Source organism: Lysinibacillus sp. FW301-JW8 (assembly GCF_058788755.1).
The window spans coordinates 1-19,954 of the sequence record NZ_JBYTBB010000086.1 but is presented as its reverse complement, the minus strand read 5'-3'; the positions used below and the strand labels follow the sequence as shown (position 1 = coordinate 19,954).

16 protein-coding genes and 3 pseudogenes are annotated in these 19,954 nt (G+C 32.4%); 3 read left to right on the top strand and 16 right to left on the bottom strand.

All coding sequences use genetic code 11. The annotated features are described in order from the left end of the window. The coding region (locus tag AC3WOM_RS23965) for an MMPL family transporter (protein ID WP_492448678.1) at nucleotides 1–395 on the top strand (395 nt) is incomplete at its 5' end. Between the two features lie 104 nt (nucleotides 396–499). On the opposite strand, the gene AC3WOM_RS23960 is transcribed toward AC3WOM_RS23965, so the two are convergent. The 3 genes and pseudogenes from AC3WOM_RS23960 to AC3WOM_RS23950 all read right to left on the bottom strand — a co-directional run bounded on the left by AC3WOM_RS23960 (nucleotide 500) and on the right by AC3WOM_RS23950 (nucleotide 2,794). After that, on the bottom strand, nucleotides 500–1,462 hold the full coding sequence (locus AC3WOM_RS23960; RefSeq protein WP_492448677.1) for an arsenic resistance protein: 963 nt from the start codon (nucleotides 1,460–1,462) through the stop codon (nucleotides 500–502). A gap of 249 nt (nucleotides 1,463–1,711) precedes the next feature. Beyond that, a complete protein-coding gene (locus AC3WOM_RS23955) occupies nucleotides 1,712–2,329 on the bottom strand; it encodes a class I SAM-dependent methyltransferase (RefSeq protein WP_492448676.1) in 618 nt (205 codons plus the stop codon). A gap of 75 nt (nucleotides 2,330–2,404) precedes the next feature. Next, nucleotides 2,405–2,794 (bottom strand): annotated as a pseudogene (locus tag AC3WOM_RS23950) (disulfide oxidoreductase). Between the two features lie 387 nt (nucleotides 2,795–3,181). On the opposite strand from AC3WOM_RS23950, the gene AC3WOM_RS23945 reads away from it, so the two are divergent. Further along, the gene (locus AC3WOM_RS23945) at nucleotides 3,182–3,502 is read left to right on the top strand and encodes an ArsR/SmtB family transcription factor (protein WP_492448675.1); all 321 of its coding nucleotides are present in this window, start codon (nucleotides 3,182–3,184) and stop codon (nucleotides 3,500–3,502) included. 1,469 nt (nucleotides 3,503–4,971) lie between these two features. Here the strand turns inward: AC3WOM_RS23945 and AC3WOM_RS23940 are convergent. The 4 genes and pseudogenes from AC3WOM_RS23940 to AC3WOM_RS23925 all read right to left on the bottom strand — a co-directional run bounded on the left by AC3WOM_RS23940 (nucleotide 4,972) and on the right by AC3WOM_RS23925 (nucleotide 7,551). Then, nucleotides 4,972–5,307, bottom strand: coding sequence for a helix-turn-helix domain-containing protein (locus tag AC3WOM_RS23940; protein WP_492448674.1), 336 nt, complete (start codon nucleotides 5,305–5,307; stop codon nucleotides 4,972–4,974). Nucleotides 5,308–5,424: 117 nt separating this feature from the next. Beyond that, a complete protein-coding gene (locus AC3WOM_RS23935) occupies nucleotides 5,425–5,907 on the bottom strand; it encodes a GNAT family N-acetyltransferase (RefSeq protein ID WP_492448679.1) in 483 nt (160 codons plus the stop codon). Between the two features lie 57 nt (nucleotides 5,908–5,964). Then, nucleotides 5,965–7,310 (bottom strand): annotated as a pseudogene (locus tag AC3WOM_RS23930) (NAD(P)-binding domain-containing protein). 103 nt (nucleotides 7,311–7,413) lie between these two features. Beyond that, a complete protein-coding gene (locus tag AC3WOM_RS23925) occupies nucleotides 7,414–7,551 on the bottom strand; it encodes a hypothetical protein (protein ID WP_492448673.1) in 138 nt (45 codons plus the stop codon). An 84-nt stretch (nucleotides 7,552–7,635) separates the two neighbouring features. Here AC3WOM_RS23925 and AC3WOM_RS23920 point away from each other — a divergent pair. After that, nucleotides 7,636–7,767: pseudogene (locus AC3WOM_RS23920) on the top strand (DNA/RNA non-specific endonuclease); the annotation flags it as partial. Between the two features lie 141 nt (nucleotides 7,768–7,908). Here the strand turns inward: AC3WOM_RS23920 and AC3WOM_RS23915 are convergent. The 9 genes from AC3WOM_RS23915 to AC3WOM_RS23875 all read right to left on the bottom strand — a co-directional run. Next, the gene (locus tag AC3WOM_RS23915; protein WP_492448672.1) at nucleotides 7,909–8,721 is read right to left on the bottom strand and encodes a hypothetical protein; all 813 of its coding nucleotides are present in this window, start codon (nucleotides 8,719–8,721) and stop codon (nucleotides 7,909–7,911) included. 68 nt (nucleotides 8,722–8,789) lie between these two features. Further along, nucleotides 8,790–10,439: a hypothetical protein gene (locus AC3WOM_RS23910; protein ID WP_492448670.1), complete on the bottom strand. Its 1,650-nt coding sequence runs from the start codon at nucleotides 10,437–10,439 to the stop codon at nucleotides 8,790–8,792. Between the two features lie 385 nt (nucleotides 10,440–10,824). Continuing rightward, nucleotides 10,825–11,265 (bottom strand): NUDIX hydrolase, encoded by a 441-nt coding sequence (locus tag AC3WOM_RS23905; protein ID WP_333004008.1) that lies wholly within the window; start codon nucleotides 11,263–11,265, stop codon nucleotides 10,825–10,827. Between the two features lie 732 nt (nucleotides 11,266–11,997). Further along, on the bottom strand, nucleotides 11,998–15,027 hold the full coding sequence (locus tag AC3WOM_RS23900) for a DEAD/DEAH box helicase (protein ID WP_492448668.1): 3,030 nt from the start codon (nucleotides 15,025–15,027) through the stop codon (nucleotides 11,998–12,000). Between the two features lie 857 nt (nucleotides 15,028–15,884). Further along, nucleotides 15,885–16,442 carry a YdeI/OmpD-associated family protein gene (locus AC3WOM_RS23895; protein ID WP_492448666.1) on the bottom strand — a complete coding sequence of 186 codons (558 nt, stop codon included), beginning with the start codon at nucleotides 16,440–16,442 and terminating at the stop codon, nucleotides 15,885–15,887. Next, nucleotides 16,439–17,371, bottom strand: coding sequence for an alpha/beta fold hydrolase (locus AC3WOM_RS23890; protein ID WP_010861405.1), 933 nt, complete (start codon nucleotides 17,369–17,371; stop codon nucleotides 16,439–16,441). Before AC3WOM_RS23890 ends, AC3WOM_RS23895 begins: the two co-directional genes overlap by 4 nt. 91 nt (nucleotides 17,372–17,462) lie before the next feature. Beyond that, nucleotides 17,463–18,392: a helix-turn-helix transcriptional regulator gene (locus AC3WOM_RS23885; RefSeq protein ID WP_492448664.1), complete on the bottom strand. Its 930-nt coding sequence runs from the start codon at nucleotides 18,390–18,392 to the stop codon at nucleotides 17,463–17,465. A 494-nt stretch (nucleotides 18,393–18,886) separates the two neighbouring features. Continuing rightward, a complete protein-coding gene (locus AC3WOM_RS23880) occupies nucleotides 18,887–19,408 on the bottom strand; it encodes a uracil-DNA glycosylase family protein (protein ID WP_492448662.1) in 522 nt (173 codons plus the stop codon). 40 nt (nucleotides 19,409–19,448) lie between these two features. Then, nucleotides 19,449–19,954: hypothetical protein (locus AC3WOM_RS23875; protein ID WP_492448661.1), on the bottom strand; the 506-nt coding region annotated here is incomplete at its 5' end.

The window sequence follows — 19,954 nt, the reverse complement described above, 5'->3', positions numbered from 1 at the left end:
GTACTAAGCTATTAAATGTAAGTGAGCTAGGATGGAATGTACCGTTCTTTAGCTTCATTATGATTGTAGCGCTAGGCGTTGACTACAGTATCTTCTTAATGATGCGTTATAGAGAATTGGATGGTAATCCAACGAAAGCGATTGTGGATGCAGCACGTCATATCGGGGGAGTTGTTATATCTGCAGCCATTATTCTTGGCGGTACATTTGCGGCATTGATTCCTTCAGGGGTCATTACACTGATTGAAGTAGCAATGACTGTTATTTTCGGTCTTTTCTTACTAAGCTTTGTTATATTACCGATTTTCATACCAGCATTATTAGGCGGCGTGGAGCGTATTCGCCAAATAGGACAAAAGAAAAAGTATAAAACTAGGATTAGTGATAATAAGTGATCGTGTCGTTAAGATACCATTCATACTGGTGAAATAAAAGAAAAGAACGTGTTTGCATTAAGCCTTTTTCAAATCACGTTCTTTTCGATAATCATAGTGTATTTCTATTTGCGTAAAATTAGATTCGGAACTATACGAATATAGATAATTTCCCCTATAATTTCAACAATGGTTTGTGTGACAATAATGGCAGCTACTAATGAATTTAAATGATCTGGCAAAGATAAAGCTAGGGGAAGAACAACAAGTGAATTACGTGTAGAACCACTAAAAATTAATGCTCGACCAGACTCAATATCAAGTTTGAACCATTTTCCAATTAATTTAGAAATAAACGGCATAATAATCATAAAGGCAATATAAATGGGAATGACCCTTATAATCCAATCAATGGATGTAGATAATTTTCCTATTTGAGAGGATACAACAACAAAAAGAGTTAACGCCATAAAAGGAACAGGAAGCCACGCAGAAAGATTAATTAATTTATCTCCAGCAGATGATTTTTTTGCAAATAATTGGAGGACAATGGCAAATAATAGTGGTATAATAATAAGTTCCAAAAATGCCTCTAGGAAAGGCTCAGGTTCAACAATTTTTGCTGCTTCATCACCAATGAACAACCATAAAAATAAAGGGAGTAATAGCATTTGAGTGATGAAGAGAATGGGTGTAGAAATAAGCATGGCTTTTTCATTACCACGTCCAAGTGCCGTAAATACTATCACATAATCAATACATGGTGTAAGTAGTACTAAATAGACACCAAGTAATAAAGGTGGATGGTCAGGTAATAGCATTGTTAACAGCCATACAATAATGGGCACAGCAATATAGTTGACAGTAAGTAGAGCCCAAATAAAATGACGGTTAGAAAATGATTCCTTTAAAGACGTAAATGGGATTTGCGAAAACATGCTATACATTAAGATAGCAATTACAAATGAAATCGTAACGTCTAACTGCTTTCCGATAGTAGGTGCAAATAATCCTACTCCTGCTGCTAACAATAAAACAATTACATACAGGAAAACTTGATTATTTTCTAATTTCTCTCTTGAAATCATTATTTTGATAACTCCTATTTTAGTAAAGTTAAAAGAGATTAAATTATACTAAATTAGTAAAATTCCTATACAAGAGTACCATATCTTGTTAGTTAAAACTAGTTTGAAAAATAGGAGAAAAAAGAAGTGCATTTCAATCGAAGTAAAATATTTTTCCATTTTAGCTGCATGTATTTACGTTTCCTCTCAGCCCAAAATTTAATAGGCATAGTGCTATTTATCACAACCATGCCTATTCGTGAAATAATTCTACAGTTTAGTTACTTCTATATATCTATACATTCCATTTAACATAACATTCTCATCTTTTTCAATTTTTATCTTTTCGCTATTTTGATTAATCAGCTCCTCAAAACTTCTACCAATATCAGTCCCTAACATGCTTATAAATGGTCTAAACAGTTTTTTTGGAAGTGTGCTTTTTTGATTCTTAGGAGCAAATTTATCAAAAATCAGAATTTTACCTTCCTTTTTTAGAACGCGTAACATCTCTTGAAAACATTTATTTTCATCCGGGACGACAGAAAGTAATAAGCTAGCTACAATATAATCAAAAGTATCATCTTCAAATAGTAATTTTTGAGCATCCATTTCCAAAAAATTAATTGAAGAGTGCTTGAATTTACTTTTAGCTATAGCAAGCATATCAGGTGAAAAATCAATTGCTGTTATATCATAATCAACATAATTAATTATTTCTAAGTCTGCGCCAGTACCAATACCCACGTATAAAATTTTTTGTTCGCCTTTAAAAGGGATTTCTTGAAAGATCTTCTTTCTAGCTTTTAAAAAAATACCTGTGTTAAAAAATTTATCATAAAAGGAAGAGCCAATTTTATATATAATCTTGTTCCACGTATTATTCAATTTACAACCCCCTAACATTGAGTTTATTTCCAATGAACCCACCGAAAATAGGAGTGGCGCATGCAATGATTTTAGTCATCTAATTGATTTGAGCGTAAAGACCGTTAATGCTAAGAAGGGGATAGTAACCAATTAATATATTGGATATTACATGGTACACCACTTACACAAGGCATAAATCCACCAAATCCAGGAATTTTCTGTTCAAGATGGTGAATGAGTGATATACTACCTCCGATAATAGAAAGATGCAAAACAAATTTTTTCACTATAACATCACGCTGAAACATCGCAATCCCTAGAATAAAAACCAAGTGGATATATTAAAATTCTCTGATACCAACATTTTTCACAAAGGATAAATTCCCGAATTTCACTAAAGAATAAGCTGTTAAATGTAGCAACTAATGAAACAAGCCAGGCAAAGTAAAGTAGATAAATGTCTTTGAAAATTGCTTTAATCATAATTAAATTCTAAAATTACAATGGAATGTTTAGTTTTACGTAATAAATCTAAAAAACATTTGAAATGAAATATGTAACGATCTAATCCTTAGCGAAAGGGACAGATTTAAAAAGCCATTCTTCGTAAAGAACTAAAATAGTTTGTAACACTGCAAAAACTAGAAGATAGCAATACTCGTTGTTGTATTATCTTTTTAAAAATGGTGATAGTAAGCACTATTATTTTTCCTACACATCAATACAAATATCATTCTGACCCCCAATGAACTTATTTTTTGACACACTCAATTAGATAGTGCTAATGTGTGTGTCAAACATATTAGTAATATCGAATATGATAATAACAAAACATATTAGTAAAGTCTAATATGAATTGGAGGAGATTTTGTGACAGATAATTTCTTTGATTTAAAAATTAAATTAATACATGGATTTTCAAATAAGGTAAGACTTCAAATTTTGGAGTGTATTAAAGGGAAGGAAAAAACTGTATCTCAAATTGTTGAGGAACTAGAGGGAAATCAATCTAACATCTCACAACACTTAGCCTGTTTGAAAGGTTGTGGCATTATTGTTGGTCGGAATGAAGGGAAATATTGCTACTATAGTCTAAGGAATGAACGTATTCAAGAGCTTCTTGATATGTTCGATACCGTTTTAAATGATGTTCAATCTGATGTTGCAAGTTGTGCAAACCATATAGATTAGCTTGATTGAGATGGCAGAATAAAGATCAAACTGAACAGGTAATTTAAGGTTGTTGTGATTCAAATAATCATTATGAAAAAAATCAACAGGGGGCAAGATGCAAGTGTTGCTGGGATTTAACATGAAATTCCTTCAAATATACTGCAGATGTAGCAACTTCAAAGATTGATGTTCAGTAACAGCTCGAGTTGTAGAGTAGGATCGAACTAGATGTTTATTTTATTTGACATATTTTCAGCAATCCTCATCAATTTCAATTAAATAGAGATGGAATATATCTAATATGCTGTGTTCGCTAAAATCAGAGATCGAACGTAAGGTGAAAAAATAGGATTTACTGTTATAAAAATATGGTGTTGCTGTTGGATGGATTGCAGTAGTTGAACGAAAAATATCGAAAAACAATAATGATCTTACAAACAGTTTAAAGGTTAACGTAAATTTTCTAGAGGTTGGAGCTTCAGATGAAATAATTTCAGAAGCTCCAACATGAAAATGATGAACTAGCAAATTTAAGCTTTACTATTGGTTGTGTAGATACCTATACAATAAAGACCCAAAAATTAAACTATGGGTCTTTATTGTATCGTTTCATCTCACTATTAGTAGTATACTTTTCATTGATACATAACTTCCTATAATTTATATTATGTAAACTAAAATTATTTGTCGTGGAGGAGGGCTTAGATACGTCAACTACCCATAATATCTGTATGTTGTACATGGACAAGAACTTACATACACTTTGGACAAGAACTTCCGGACACCCTCTCAGATATCTTGATTTATTTTCATTTTAGACAAGAACTTCCGGACACTTTTAATAATAAAAAGCGTTCAACCAACATACTAATTTTACTTCAATTGGGACAAGAACTTCCGGACGCTATTTTAATAAAAACCTTTAATTATAATATGAATTCCATTTCGATTTGGACAAGAACTTACAGTCACTCCCCAAAAATTAAGTATCGTCTTATCATAAAATTCTATTAAAATTAGGCAATTTACACACATTTAAAGTTGTAAAAGGTCAGATAGTTTTGGACACCCAAAATTTACATGAGGAAATATTGTATTTATCATTTAATTTCTAGCTTCAAAATTCTTTCTGTCCTTAAAAATAATTTTTCTTGATTTTAAACCTTTAGTTATTGACTTCTTAAATTTTAAAATTTTTTGGGACAATTAGTTTTAAACTTTACTGTACAGCACTCTGATAAAAGAAAAGCATGCTTTAAAACATGCTTTTCTTTTAATACATATAATGCAGCCCCGGTAACACTTTAAACTGCTAGTCATAGCGTAAGCCATCCAAGGAAAAACAACACTAAAGCAATAACCTTAAAGATAATTTTTAGTTTCACAATAATCATTAAAGCTTTAATTTAGAGTAATTAAGTGTATTGGAATTTAATTTTACTAAAAAATCGATCAAATAAATGAGCCTTATTCAACTAAAGCCACAATCATTTCACCTGCTCTTTTAATCCAAGATAGTCAACGATGGCAAATAATAAAGAATCCAGCTCTCTCTTAGAGCGACGATTAGATAATTCACCTAGCAAATTAACAGTTAATTGGTCTTCTATTATTGCATCTGTGTGAACCAATTCTTTTGTCGTAATCCCCATTATCCTAGCAAATTGTTCAATGCGTTCCGATTTTAGAGTACAATCTCCTTTTAACATAAATCCTACAAGTGCTTTACTTACACCTAATTGTTCAGCGAGCCATTCATAGGATTTATCCTCAGCCACTAACCAATTTATTATTTTGTTTATTACGATATCGTTAGTTTTCATATCATACTCACCACCTATCAATAAAAACCTTATCATTCTATATAGACATCCATAAAGTTTTAATTCATTTAATGAAAATACCTGAAGTATTATAAAATTTGAAACTTTATTTCAAAGCTACTTTCTTCTTTCCATTATGACTGTATCATGCCATTTCCCATGTAATTGAGCAATTTTTTCTCTTATACCAACAACTCTAAAGCCCATCTTTTTATGTAATTGAATACTTGATGTATTGATGGCAAAGATGGATGATTGGAGTGTCCAAAAACCTACCTTTTCACTCTCTTCAATTAGTATTTTAAATAGCTTTGAGGCAATACCTTTCCCTTTACTATCACTTGATATATAAACACTAACTTCTCCCACTCCAGAATAAACGGCGCGATTAGAGACGGGCGAAATACCAATCCAGCCAACAACTCTATAGTGTTTTTCTGCAACAAAGCGCAAAGTCGCATGGTGTCTTTCATCCCATACTTGTTCACTTGGCACAATTGTTTCAAAGGTTGCCATCACTGTTTCGATTCCTTCTTTATAAATCTTTAATACCTCTATTAAATCCTTCTTTTCCATTTTACGAATAACTAATGTATCAATCTCATTTCCCCCTTATTTTTTTAAAAGGACTGCTAGCTTTCGCTAACAGTCAAATTTTTAACAACATGAATTTGATGGATCCGCAAGATTTATACCACATACACCCGTTTCAGGTAACTCCAATTCGACACGTTTTGAAGCTTCTTCATCATCTGATAAATACGCTGTTATTGAACGAACTTGTTCGTAGCCTGTTGCCATTAAAAATGTTGGTGCGCGTCCATAACTTTTAGCTCCGACAATATAGAAGTCCTTTTCTGGTTGGCGTAGAATTTCTTCTCCATGCGCTCTTACTGTGCCACAACTATGCACATTGGGATCAATTAATGGTGCTAATGCATGCACACTTTCAGTTGCTGAATCAATCGAAAGGCGTAATTCGCTGTTAATTGATAGGTCTGGTCTATTTCCCGCATTGACAATAAGCTCTTCAAATCTCGTTAATACTTTTTGTTCTCCGTTTATAGTACCAACAATATGGATGTTCTCTTCTTTCTTCACCTGTGAGATATAGAAAGGAGTTATTACTTCAACCTTACCTGTATCTACTAATTCGTGAATGCGAACACCGAGTGCGCCACGTGCTGCTAATGCATCTTTTTCTTCTCCACCATAGGCTTCTTCTACAGACTTTTTACGCATAATCCACACTAGCTTTGTTGCAGGATTCTCTTCTTGTAATTCCGTTAGTGCCAATAAAGTATTGATAGCTGAATGGCCACCACCAATAACTGCAATCTTCTTATTGGCATATCGCTTTGCATTGGTATTTATGTCTGGGATACCATATTCAATGTGATCTGCTAATGCTTTTTCATTTTGCAGCCATACACCTGTAGAATTTGCTGGGTTTGGATTCCCCCATGTACCCGTAGCATCAATAACTGCTCTCGCCTCAATCATACGGATGTGATTCTCTTGTTCTATATAAATAATAAAGGACTGATCTGCTCGATTTTTTGTCTTCATCTTATCATTCAATTGTCGTGAAATCCCGACTACTTTTGCGTTCAATTGAATGTTAGGCTTTATTTGTACTAGCTCAGATAAAGGTTTTAAATATAGATCAATTAATTCATGTCCTGTCGGTAACGTATCTAAATTAGGTTCTTCCCAACCGGAGGCATCTAATAAAGCCCTAGCAGCTTTATTGATGTTATATCGCCATGGTGAAAATAATGTAACATGCCCCCAGGTACGAATATTGTGTGCTATTTCACGCCCAGCCTCTAGTAAAATAAATGCTTGCTTTTGTTCCACTAAATGAGCAACTGCAGCTAATCCAATTCAATTATTACAATCGGTAAATTCTTATTGGGGTTATTAACACTCTCCTGTACTTCAATATCCTTAGTTGTAGTACAATAAGATCCATTTTGGTTGATTATTTTAAGTGTTTTCATCATTAAGTTCTCCTCTATTTTCTTTATATAAGCATTCGCTTATATAAAATATATTTTTTACGTCTAGCAAGTTAGCTAGACGTTGTAAACTTTGCATGTGTAATTAACACATTTCAATTTCACACATTGTTTTATCAATTTCTTTTATAGCTTTTTCAAATTGCAACCATGTAGAAGTGCCGTAACGATCCATATCTCCTTTAAAGAAGAAATCAAAAGCGAACTCTTTAGCCTGTTTCAAAGTGTAGTCTCTACTATTCATAATTAACTTTAAATAGGCGATAAAATAATCTTTTGTTAATACGCTAGCATGATTTACTGTCATTTAGATGAAGGACATATTATTGCAGATTCTCTTGGTGGAGTATCAAATGCTTATAATATTACGCCACAAGATAGTACACTTAACCGACATGGCGATCAAGCATATATGGAAGACGCTATTCGTAAAGCCGGTAGATATTTAGTGCGAAGTATGTAGTGTTAAATTCCAATAAAGATTAGTAGAGTTCATTGCACTTAAAAAAGCACAATTCCAATTCAAGAATTGCGCGCGATTCAGGATTACGAAAATGAAGATGTATTAAAGAATTGTTATTTATAATAACTTTTTATAAACATCCTCATTACTTTTCAAATGATGTTTAACCGCATCTAATATAGATACATTAGATGCATTTAAACTAATTGATTTATTTTCAGGGAGTAATTTATAAACTTCTCGGGTTAACCCTGTACTTTTAAATACTCTTAATTCATTCTTCCAATCTTCACGGGATTTAATGTTATCTGAAGGAATTAAAATATAGAAATTATACGAATTTAACATTACCATTCTTATCAAATTATAATTATCTTTATTAATCCCTATTGATGCAGTGTCATCTAATCTTGAAATACGCGTAAAGTTTGGAGGAAGATAACCCAGTGCCTTTATTGACTCATCCTTTACATTCATTTTATCCTTTTCACTAAAAATGTAAGGTGTTATTAATTGCAAAAATACTGTCATTCTAGGTGGTCTATTATTTCCAGTTAAAATATAATCTCTATATTCAAGAAAAGAATCATAGTCCCCTCCATTGGCACGAGCTGAATTAAACGATACTTTTAATAACCATCTAACAAGCAAATCATAATCATACTCAAAAGTGACTGTTTGATTATTAAATACAAAATTTGAGAAAAAATTCTCATACTTTTCTTTAGCATAGTTATCAAGTTCAGATAAAACTCCATTATTACATTGCTGACAAACATCTTTTATTGTCTGTTGAACTTTAAGAAGTTTATCAGGAGATGCTTGCAGCAATTGAATATTTTGACTTTCCGTGTACTGATATAACCACCTTGGCAAAACGTGTTCATTTGTTAATAAGTTGTTTCTTTCACAATAAATACACTTACTCATATTTTCTCCCACCAATAATTAATTTATATTATCCTTTGGTATCTCTCATTTAGAAATGCTGTATATATTTACACGTGTTCGAGTTTTAGCTTTGCCTCTTCAAAGAGTAAGTCTAAACAATCATTAATTAATTTAACTATGCAGTAATAAATAAGAGCATTTTCACTTTTTACTCCAGTATCTCCATAGAGTACACCTGCACTTAAATTATGGGCTATTCTATTTCTAAATTTAGATAGCCCTTTGTATTCTTCACTTTCTAGAATTTGATGTATTTTGTTTAAAACTGGATCACTATTAGATGAATCGATAGACTTCAAGCTCTTAAAATACCTAATTTTTTTCTTATCTAAACCTCTTGAAGAAGCGTAATACTGAGAAAATTTATCAAGTGCAGCATAAATTCTAGACATCCCTGCATAAACAAAAAGTCTGCTGTCTATAAATCCTACAATATTAAATTCTATCGTTTTACTCCAGTAACTTTCAAAAACATTGTCTTCAAGCCTATAAACGTCAATTATACATTTTTGTGTTTCCTCAAGCCTAAAGAAAATGTCCCATAACATCTGCATCTCTGCATTATACTTTTCATCACCTTTACTTAATTGAATTAGGTTATTAAATGCTGCTTGTTTTCTGAAGTCAATAGCTTTTAAATCGAATTTTTTATTTATTTGAATGTTAAATAAGGTAATTTTTTCGAATTCATCCCTCATTGGAATCTGTATGTTATCAAACTGGTCACAGTTTTCATTAAAGTCTTTAACAATTTCTTCTAACGCACAATATAATTGCTCTATTGCTAAAATGGTTTTGTTAACCTTCGGCTTTAGATAAAGGCCATCGAAATAGTTGGCATTTTTCTCCATAATTAATTTTTTAGCATTTCTATTGGATGATGTTCTTCTATTTATTTCTTGAATATGTATAGAAGAATTATGAGTATTATCTCTCCTTATTTCACCAATAAAATTTCCGCTTTTTTTCCGATAGATAGCTATTTCCTTATAAATTGGTGGCATATCATTCTGTTCTAACCTCTTTTCCAAAGACGTTATTATTTCATAAGAACCATTCCTTTCTAATTTTTGTTTGAACCCGTATCCATATTTTAAACCCGCATACACCACGATTCTTTCAAATGCGTACCAAATAGACTCAATTGCATTGTAGAAGAAAAATCTTGCGGAATAAAATGGCTTGTCTTCCTTAGTTTTATTTATTTCAAGTGCTATATCAAACAGCGATAAGTCTTGGCATGCCCTTAAAAGAAAATAATGTATATCCTCTATTAAATTTATAATATAACCATAATTAGTAGGGTTCTTTGGAAGCTCATCTAACCCTTCTTTTATTAAATAGTTTATTACTAAATCATCAATGTCTATTTCTGTATAGTTTTTCTTTTCGAATATTTTATTTAGTCTATCTCCATCACGTTTACTAATATTTCCGTAGATAATGGGTTTCCTAAATAATTTAATTAAATTTTCTAATCTACCCTTTTCATTAAAGATAAACAAGGATTCAATTTCTTCTCTATTGAAGAATCCATTAAAATTATTTACATCTACTTTAGAAGTTATTTCACAATCATTAAAACATTCAATATCATTGTCATAAACACGAACAGAATACTCTTTACAGATAGGGCAGTAAATTTTCCTGTAAAATTTGGTGAAATTATCACTTTTTGTTGACTTTGAATTAGTCATAAACCTTTTCCCCCCCTAGCAATCTCAGTTTTATCTAAACAATTGCTCATTCTATCCATACGATAAGTACATACGCTTATCCTTTCAATAATAATACTCATAACTAATCTCCTTTCATAAAAAATAAATCTATTGGCTTATAAACATTATAAGTCAATAGATGCACAAATTGTCATTAAAAGTATCATTTATTGCTTTGAAATAAAGTTTGAGCAAAGTAACTCGCAAACCCTTATTTTACGATTAAAAAGAAGAATCCCTTTTGAAAAAAGATTGTTCAAAAAGGATTCCTATTTAGGAGTCTTAAGTTAGATTTTATAAAAAAATTTGATTATTTTCTACCTATGTTGCTCCACAATCGCGCCCTATTATGGAAAATGTATAACTAATATTTCACCTGCATATTATCTTGTAGTATTTTCTCTGCAAGTTTAATGTTTTCTTTTAGAAATAAAGGTAGTTCCGTATGTGCAAGAACCTCTGATGTAGTCATCCAAATAACATCATCCACTTCTTCAGTACTTTTAGCGTAAGGTTCTCCAGATTTATGATGACATAGGAAAACTATATCGATTACATTTATCCCTGATTCTGTCACGAAGGAGGAGCTATTTACATATTTAATGCCTGTAATTTCGCTACCTACTTCTTCAAAAACTTCTCGTTTTAATGTTCTTTCCAGAATATCAGACGAATCACCTTCAATTTCACACTTTCCTCCTACTAATGAGAGACCTCCACCAGCATGCTCCTCCTTTTCACTTCTGCGGATTAAAAGCCATTTCTCATTGCGACGAATAGCCCCTTCTACATTTACTACAAACATAAAATACCCCCTAAAATTTATACTTTATCCATAAACACATGGCCCATTTCATTTCGTAGACGCATTTTTTTCTGCAGAAATGCGCCCGGTTATAGAACCTTCAAACAATATCCCGTTAATCATATCACATACCAATTATTACCACAACGACTCCAGCACTTTAATTTGAACTAATAATAAACTAACTTTTTCAATTATTCACAATATGAATTCTCCTAATTTCTCCAAAAACCTTATTCAACAATATGGCCCGATTGCTGAATAAGGAAAAAATCCTGCATATAACAGGATTTTTGATCAAACTATTATAAATTATCATTCTAAGATCTAAAAAACAGTTCATCTTTTTTATAAACTGTATAACTTTTTTCAAAACGGTACAACTTTATTACAAACGGTTAAACTTTGTTTTAAAGATACATTTGAATATTTTTTTTATGTAGCTTTGAATTTAGTTTGACCGATCAAAATATCTTACAAACCAGCATTTTTATAGACAAAAGAGCTATTTATTGACCGGTTCTACAAAAAAAGACCAACTTTTTGTTGGTCTTCATCTCCGAATTAGTCGTAGTGGGCTAACTGCTATTCTAAAATATAAAAACAAATTATCTTCTATTTACTCAAAAGGGAACTCTGTGAAATAGCAATAATTGGAGAGTCCCTTTTTTAATTCGCTAAAGAGAAATAATAGAAATACATATAGATTAGAACAAAGTGTAGACTATAAACTTAATTGCTAAAATAACATGTTAAGCGTAAGCCATAAGTATCTTTTAAATAAGCATCAGTTGCTAGGATAATTTGTTTCATTGAATTTGAGAGCTCCAGTATCGATACGCCAGGTTGAACAATTGAAATTCCAAATTCAGTTTCAAAACCAGATTTAACCATCTTTTTCATCATATATAAGGTTTGTAAGTCTCCCTTCTCAAACCTTGTTTCATCAAATTTTTTCTGTCTTGTTTTTTCTCGTACAATCATTCTTTGAACAATTTCTAAGATATTATCATTCCACATAATTGACTTTTCTGCTTGACCACATACTTCATATAGGTCCGAAACACGAGCACCGGGGCGCTCTCCTTGAGAATATTTACAATGGTACAGATGAAATACGATTTTTTGACGTTCTGTATCAATTTTGACCGAAACGACATCTGCAATTTCTCCAGATCCATCGTCATCAAAAATAATATCTGATGTCTGATCTACAATATTATGTATCGTAGCATATTGAATTGAATTAGTCTTTCTTTCCCTTCCTTGTGATTCGGATTTAATATCGACTCCTAATGCATTCCAGTCGATAGCATAAAAAGAATCTGGTGGCAATTCAATGTCACTTTTGGGTTTGATAACTGTTTTTAAATTTTCTTGGACTATAATAATAGTTCCATCACTTTGTATGAACGAAATTTCTGGTGAATTTTCGTACAAAAATTCAGTCATTTTAACAGTTTTTTGTCCTGATTTCACTATTAGCTCTTCACCCTCGATTTGTTTGAAACCATATGATATCTCATTAATAAACTGCTCAAAGACAAATTTTCTTTCATTTATCCAAAATTCAAAGCGAAGTCTATCTTTAACTAAACTGGGATTCTTTAAATCTGTTTGAAAGAACGGAAATTCTTTTTGTTCTTTAGAAATATACAACTGCTTTGCAGAAGAATTGGAAACTTCAATTATTTCAGGTAACAATATTTTATAAGGCACACCCTCTGGAAATTCCTTAATAACTTCCAAAGCGAGTGAATTATTTAAAATATTATTCGTATCAATAGTGTGATCCATTACCTTTTCCCCTATTTTTTTACACCAATCTGTCCAAAAGTTTATTCGTTCTACCCAACGCATCCAAACTTTCCCTTTATACGAACAACCAATACTAATTTTTCCACCATCTTGATAGCCATATCCGAACAGATTTGATTTAGTTGAACCAGATGCAATAGCTTCATTTATACCAGACTTAATATCAGTCCCAGCAAACATTCTAAAGCTAATTCTTCCACTAGGCTGCTGCTTCAATCCCAAAGTTCCTAGCATCAATCTATTAATTCCATCTAAGCTTCGATATATTGAATCTCCCTTGATTGCTAACGCTTCCGGAAACATACTTTCCACAAGTCGATTTCCTTTTCCAGCATCGGTTTCGTTAATATGAATGATTCCATTCTCTTTATCAAAAAACAATACAAAAAAATCATAATCATATTGCACTATATCCTTTTGATCAGACCAGACTACTTTTGTTTCAATTTCCTCAATGAAAATGTAAACAGAATCCATTTCATTTATTAATGTAGTAGTTCTATCTTGATCCAAGACTTGTTTCCATCCTTCTACAAAAGTCCTTTTTGAAAGATATTGAAACATTCTTGTACTTATTTTCATCTTTAATTGGGATAAATCTATTTCTTTCACATGGCCTTTTTCAAAATTACCAATGAATTCACTGAGTTCAACTTCTTTATCAATAGCTTGATGTGAATGAATGTTAAGAAGTTGATTCCAATCAGAATCTTGATGATATAATTCTTCAATTGATTCCTTCAAATCGTCCATTGCCACATTTGTAATGAGCTTTGCATTACCCACATTATTGCTACTTGTTCGAGCGAATCGTCCAATGAATTGAAGTGTAATAGGAAGCGACTTATATTTATCGTGAATTGCTGCAATTTTCAGTGTTGGAATATCAATGCCTTCCCCAAACATATCTACACAAACCACAATTTTCGAATTACCATTTTTAACTTGCTTTAAGTATTCGTTTCTCTTCGCTGCTGGAATACCCGTGTGAATTACAACTGGATTATACTTTTTATATTGAGAATATATGTTTTCATATAACTCATCAGCACGCTTATGGGTCTTTGCTCTCGCAAGAAGTACATGCTCGTATCCTTGTTCCACATCTTCCACTAAATGCTGAATTGCAACTTTTGCGATTTCTTCATCAGATTTTCTTTCGTCAAATTCTTGAATTGGATAAAAGTCAATTGGCTTGAAGTATCCAGCTTTTTGTGCGAGCGCCAAACCATAATTGAAAATTATTTTACCATCAACTTTTCTGCCATCATTTCTAAATGGAGTTGCAGTAAATTGTAGTATCTTCTTTCCTAAAAATCTTTCTTTTACTGTTCTCCAGTCAGGAGCTGCAAGATGATGCGCTTCATCAAAAATTACAACTTCTACCCTTTCAAATAGTTTATCTAAAACATTTGCAGGCATTTTTTTTATCATACCTGGTGTTGAAACAACTATATTAGCCTCCTCAAGTGCCGCAATCACAGCTATTTCATCTTTATCTTCTACTTTTGATTTATAAAGAAAAGTAGTTGGATAAATAACATTATTAGAAATCATTTTTAATTTTGGAAGTATACCGAAATTCCTTGCACCTTCAAATATCTGTTCCCTCAAGAGATTAGACGGTACAATGATTAGCGTGGAAGATATTCTTTCGGAAATAATCGTAGCATACATTGTTTCAGACTTTCCTGTTCCAGTTGGTAAGACAATTGTTGCTGGAGAATTTGAGATCGCCCAATGTGCACGAATTGCAGAAAGAGCCCCAAATTGAGGCAAACGTAATCCAATCTCACTTTTGTCTCGAGATACTCTCTCCTGGTACGATAATTTCCAACTATCAACAATTTCTTCTCGACTGAAGAGTTTACCATCAGCGTCCGTACAGCGACTTAACTTATTCCCACGACCAATTGTTGAAATTATGTTTTTATATGTTAACAAACAATCCCTTCTTTCTGCTATGAAATTAATAAGAAAATTTTACTAATTTTATTATAACAGATACAGTAAAAAACTTTCTGGTCCTTACATGCAAACAGTCGTATTTCCTAGAGTAACGCGCACATGTCCCATGACTCACTACATCATAATCAGGATCTGTTAGCTGTCCCAAGAGAATAATCATATTTTATTAATGTTGCTTTGAAATAAAGTTTGAGCAAAAATGCCTCGCAAACCCCTTATTTTACGTTAAATAAGAAGAATCCCTTTTGAAAAAAGATTGATCAAAAGGGATTCTTCTTTAGCAGTTTTAAGTTAGGTTTTATAAAAAGTTTGGTTATTTTCTACCTGTGTTGCTCCACAATCGCGCCCGATTGTTGAGTAACAATGAATCATTAATTAAACAATGGCTTTTTCTTATATTTCGAGGCAAAAGGTAATCCAGTGTCTTTTTTGACTGGTAGTGCATCAATGTCCGTTCTTGACCCTATTATTGGATGGTCTTTATTGTCTTATAACACTGCGATTAATCTAGTTCCAAGGTACTGGTGAAAATGATGTCTTAATCCGATCGTATAATCTTTGTTTTCCTTAGTTAGGTTCTTTACATTCATCTGTTATTCTTCTTTGTTTGTTTTATTCAATAGAATTGTCAAATTAAGTACAATACAGATATGCCTCAAAGGAAACTAAAAGACATGCTTTCTGTTAGAATTTAGGGTTCATGCCTTTTAAGGATTTTATTCAGTGTCTATTCTAACGGGCTTGACAGTTAACGGCGTTTCTTTTTTTGATTGATTAGCGAAATGCATAACCCCTTACATACTCTCTTTGCGACAATGAAGCAAAATGAAAATCTAGGGTCTTAATATTTCTCCCTTGTCCCATGAAACAATTAATCGATTCAATCTTCTTAGCCGAGTTTCTTCTTTTTTAGCACTCATTACCCACCAAATAGAATCTCTTCTGTACGAAGGTGGAAGCTGATTAAAAAATTCCCAAGAACTCGGATGTTTTCTAATTTCATCCTCAAATTCTTTCGTTAAAGTAACGTTCCTATGAACGGAAGAATAACCTGTTTGATCATTTTTTTGATTGAAAACAGTCAATCCCTCAGGCCTCATTTGATTGTGTTCTATCAGTTTATGCACCTTTTGCACATTAACTTTACTCCAGAGGCTATTAGGCTTACGTGGAGTAAAGCGAATTTTATAGCAATCTTCATCAACTGTTTTTCGTATCCCATCAATCCAACCAAATGACAGTGCACAATCTACTGATTCGGACCAAGTGAGACTTGCTTTATTGGTCTTTTTCTTAAAAAAAACTACCCAAATTTCACTAGCTGTTTGGTGATGAATATCCAACCAATCAATAAATTCTGTTTGATTACTAAAAAATAGCACTTCACTCATTTTTCCAGCCATTCTAAAATCATTTGATTAAGCTCTTCAGGTCTTTCTTCTTGAATCCAATGACCAGTGTTTAAACTCTTAATGTCTATATTAGGTACAAAATCTTTTATATTTGGAAGCGGCGGAATAATATCTTTCTCACCATAAATCATCAATGTTGGCTGATGAAGAATAGGAGATACGTCACCTAATAAATGCCAATTACGATTTAAATTTCTGTACCAATTGATGCTTGGAGTGAAACCTGTCTTATTGAAGGCTGTGATATAAACAGAAAGATCATCATCGCTCATAACAGGTTCACCTAACGGCTGGGTTGCTTTAGCTAGATTAATCATTTCCATTCCTTCAACAGAGCCTTGTGATGGAACATTCTTTCGATATAAGTTACGAAGAAATTGGGCTGCATTTTCGTCTAATACAGCATCTGCAACACCTGGTTGTTTGTTAAAGTGAACAAAATAGTAATCATCGCCAAAAGCTTCTTCCATAAAATCAATCCAAGGTCTCTCTCCTCGAACTTGGTAGGGCAAGCATAAGTTAATCATTTTATTAACACGTTCTGGATGCAGCAAAGCCATACTCCAAACAACACTTGCGCCCCAATCATGGCCCATAAAAATGGCATCTTTGTATTGGTAGTGATCCAAAAGAGCAACAAGATCACCCGTTAAATGTTCAATATCATATTTTGTGACTTCTTTTGGACAAGAAGACTCTCCATACCCTCGTTGATTAGGAATAATAACGTGATAACCTGCTTCTACAAGAGGAGTCACTTGATGTCTCCAAGAAAAGGCATGCTCTGGCCATCCGTGGCAGAGAACGATAGGTTGCCCCCCATTTTTTTGTCCAGCTTCAAAAACCTCTAGCTCCACACCGTTACCTGAGATAAGTGTTGGTGTTGGAAATTCATAATTGTTTGTCATTTAACATCCTCCTAATTAAAATAAAAGTATCTTACAATGACAATATTATCATGGACGTTTGACAACGGTCTGTCAGCTTTGAGAAACTCACTTAATGATATTTGTCAGCCATCAATCTTAGTTTGGAAGCAATTTTTTTGCGCATTTCTTTTGGAGCTAAGACCTCTATATGCTCTCCAAAACTAAATATGAGAGAGAACAACCATTCTTTTTCGGGGAATGTAGCTGTAACAAGAAGTTCACCTGTTTCTAACACCGCAATATCTTCTTTATTAAAAACATCCTTCACACGAGACTTCATTTGAGGGGAAACTTTTAAGACAATTGTTGTCATTGTTGTTTGTTCATTTAATAATGCCATAATCTCGTGATAGGATTTTTCTCGACGTTCAAATGATTGATTTTCAATGTGAAAATCACTTATACGGGAAACTCTAAATATTCTGAAGTCTTCTTTTAAAAGACAATAAGCAAATAAATACCAAGTATAATTTTTAAATATGAGCGACATAGGCTCAACTTGTCTTTTGCTGACGATATTATCATAATTTCTGTAGTCAATAGTCAGTAAATTAGTCTGTGTAATAGCTTTCCTTAGCGTCTTAACTAATGCTTTTTGATTTGGAGAGTCTCCATAAGGATGTAAATCAATGATGATTTGTTCCATATGCAGCTTTAGATAATCTACCTTGTTTTCAGGAATGATATTTTGTAGTTTTTCTATGGATGATTCTAACTCAATGTCGTCAACTGTGAAATTAATATCCTTGAGAACAGAAAGAAGGGAGGACAGGTTATTAAGAGTTAGTACTTGATGATTTAATTTATAACTCTCATAAATGCTGAATCCACCATTGTTTCCGGAATGGGAAATGATGGGAATACCAGCTAGATTGATTGTTTCAATATCTCGGTAAATAGTCCGGACCGACACTTCAAATTTCTCAGCCAATTCATTTGCTGTTACACGATTTCTATTAAGTAACATCACAATTATGGTTAACATACGTTCTATTTTCATCTTGTTCTCCTTAAAAATATAATTTTATATTATGTAGTAGAATCAATTTCATAATACGCACTTTTAAAAAATCATAAAGAAACAGAATTTCGATGATTTCTTAAAAAAACGTATAAATAGCTAATTATGCTACAGAAAGTTGTAGTTGGGAAAGCCGATCAACCGACCTTTTCATCACAACATCTAGGATTAGATGAATGTCAATACCGGCTCAGAGATATGAAATTGATTCATCTACATTTAAATTTTAAACTAACCTGCTTCGTTAGTTTAAGTACATTAATTCACACTATAACCTAAATTTTAACATAATTCCCCTGAATTTCCTTAACGATGTTATTCAACAAACGGGCCCTTAAATGAAGAAAGACGCATTCCTCCTTACTAAAGAAATGCGCCCGTTTGTTGAATAAACAACTTTCATATTTTTTAAAAGACTTTATTGTTACTTAACAAATATTAACCATTAGGATAAATGGTTACTTTTATCTATGCTATTTATTATCGTTCAATTGTTCAAGAATTTTTTCAGCAACAACTTTTAATCTGTATTTAGTTCTCTGATTCGGTGTTAGACTAGTTGGAACTATAATAAAAGAGTTTAATCTCTGCAAACTTAAATGTGGGGCTGAAACAACTTTTACGTTTAAACTGTATTGGTCAATTACTGCTTTTACTGCCATTTCTGCACGGTCGCCAAAGGTAATAATATAATTTTTTGTGTCTTTGATTTCACTTAACAAACGTTTAAGATTACTTGCAGATAAAACTTCTGTTTTTGTAGCCTCGTTACGGCCCGTTTTAGATATATACTCTACCTTATCCCATGCATTCGTAATTGTCACATCCTCACGTTTCCAAGAAAGTGAGTGTTTTTGATCGATTATTTCTAAAATTCCATCTAAATTAATCCCAGTTTGACCAGCAGCAGGCATTCCAGCCTCTTCTTCATATCTCCCAGGACAAGAAAAAATAATTGTTAAATTACTCTGCAGACCTTTTTCAATATGGCACATATAATTCTCCTAAGCTTTGTAATATTAAATGAAACAAAAATCACTTTTTTCCAATTTGCACTAGTTCTGAATGCTTTTCAGGGAAATTTGCCCAAAATTCAATTATTACATTGACATATTTATTATAATCAGTTAAATCTTCACGCAAAACAATTTCAGAATTTGTTGTTAATTCATCTTTCATAAGTAGAATTTGCTGTCTTTCTTTGTATTCTTGAAGCTCTTCTGGATCTAGGGAATTAATATATTCCTTTTCTTCTTCTTTACTTTTCGGAGGCTGAAAGTAAAAGAGTGCATTTGCTCGATTTACAAATAGCTTCTTGTTAGAACGATATAGACGTTTTGCTGCATTACCATCCCCATGCTTATATGCATTTGATATCTTGTTTAATTCATCTATGAGTGGCCATGATTTAATATCACCAGTTTGATAATTTATTGCCCTTAAAACATCTTTAATTGCCCCGAAGGTTGTGGCGAAGGAGGGCATTTCGTCCTTAGTTCTAACTCTACTTAATCTATGGTTTAATTCACTATATAATTGCT

Coding starts and splice junctions, on each gene's coding strand:
- AC3WOM_RS23960 (WP_492448677.1), bottom strand. CDS start 1,462: ATGATTTCAAGAGAGAAATTAGAAAATAATCAAGTTTTCCTGTATGTA.
- AC3WOM_RS23940 (WP_492448674.1), bottom strand. CDS start 5,307: ATGAAAACTAACGATATCGTAATAAACAAAATAATAAATTGGTTAGTG.
- AC3WOM_RS23915 (WP_492448672.1), bottom strand. CDS start 8,721: ATGAGTAAGTGTATTTATTGTGAAAGAAACAACTTATTAACAAATGAA.
- AC3WOM_RS23910 (WP_492448670.1), bottom strand. CDS start 10,439: ATGACTAATTCAAAGTCAACAAAAAGTGATAATTTCACCAAATTTTAC.
- AC3WOM_RS23905 (WP_333004008.1), bottom strand. CDS start 11,265: ATGTTTGTAGTAAATGTAGAAGGGGCTATTCGTCGCAATGAGAAATGG.
- AC3WOM_RS23895 (WP_492448666.1), bottom strand. CDS start 16,442: ATGAGTGAAGTGCTATTTTTTAGTAATCAAACAGAATTTATTGATTGG.
- AC3WOM_RS23890 (WP_010861405.1), bottom strand. CDS start 17,371: ATGACAAACAATTATGAATTTCCAACACCAACACTTATCTCAGGTAAC.
- AC3WOM_RS23885 (WP_492448664.1), bottom strand. CDS start 18,392: ATGAAAATAGAACGTATGTTAACCATAATTGTGATGTTACTTAATAGA.
- AC3WOM_RS23880 (WP_492448662.1), bottom strand. CDS start 19,408: ATGTGCCATATTGAAAAAGGTCTGCAGAGTAATTTAACAATTATTTTT.